We start from the raw sequence: 958 nt of genomic DNA, 5'->3' as shown, positions 1-958 counted from the left end.
GCATGCCGATGCAGCAGCTGACGAGGATCTGGCCGCGGATGTAGCCGCTGACTTGATGATTCATCTCGCCCATCACGCGCAGCGTCCCGGGCCGCATCGCGACGGGGAAGAAGCGGGCGATGAATTTTGGCAATTTGCGGCCGTCCTTCAGCAGGTAGAAGAGGATGAACGGCAGCGTGATGATCGCGAGAATGACGTCCTTGAGCGCCCCGACGATCGAGCCGATGCTCGACCAGGCTGCCTCCAGCGCCGAGGTCAGTCGCTGCGTGACGTTGCCCGTCAGATTAAGACTATTGAAGTCGACCCACTCCTGCAGCTGACTCTGGATGCCGCTGTCGAGGAACTCCTCGAACTCCGTCTGGATCTGTCCGGCATACCCGGGCAAGTCGGCGATCAGATTGGTCACCTGATGGGTGATGATCGGGATCACCGCTACGAGCAGCAGTGTGATCAAGCCAATGATAAGCACGAACAGCACGAGGATCGAGTACACTCGCGGCACCTTGCGGGTCTCCAGATAATCGACGATTGGACTCAGCAGATAGTACACGATGCCTGCGAGCACGATCGGCAGCAGGACGGTTTTCAGGAGTACGGCGATCGGGGTAAAAATAAACGAAATTTTGTGGAAGACGAAGATGTTTAATCCCAGGAGCAGCAGTATCATCAGGAATATCACAAATTTGTTGTTTAAGATCATTTTTCGAAAACGCCCGGTGTTGTTGCGCAATGACTCCATCCTTCAGCCCGCCTTTGCATTGATAGGGATAATCAGCCTGGATTCCGCTGTTCTTCCATTATATCCGGCAAAGGCGCACAGAATCAAATGACAGATACGCAAAGGAGAAGCAAAATGAGCGAAACGATCCTGATCGTCGAGGACGAGGAAAAAATCGCCCGCTTGCTCGAGATCGAGCTGGGCTTCGAAGGTTATACGACGACGATTGCCCGTACGGGC

At 54.5% G+C, this 958-nt stretch carries 1 protein-coding gene and 1 pseudogene; one reads left to right on the top strand and one right to left on the bottom strand.

The genetic code is table 11. From position 1 onward, the window contains the following. Positions 1-739: AI-2E family transporter (locus PA598K_RS38520; protein ID WP_260405763.1), on the bottom strand; the 739-nt coding region annotated here is incomplete at its 3' end. 114 nt (positions 740-853) lie between these two features. Here PA598K_RS38520 and PA598K_RS34720 point away from each other — a divergent pair. Beyond that, positions 854-958, top strand: a pseudogene (locus PA598K_RS34720) (response regulator transcription factor); the annotation flags it as partial.

The sequence above is a fragment of the Paenibacillus sp. 598K genome (assembly GCF_003851045.1).
Lineage (GTDB): Bacteria > Bacillota > Bacilli > Paenibacillales > Paenibacillaceae > Paenibacillus_D.
The sequence above is the reverse complement of the archived record's forward strand: the minus strand, read 5'-3'. Positions and strand labels throughout refer to the sequence as shown.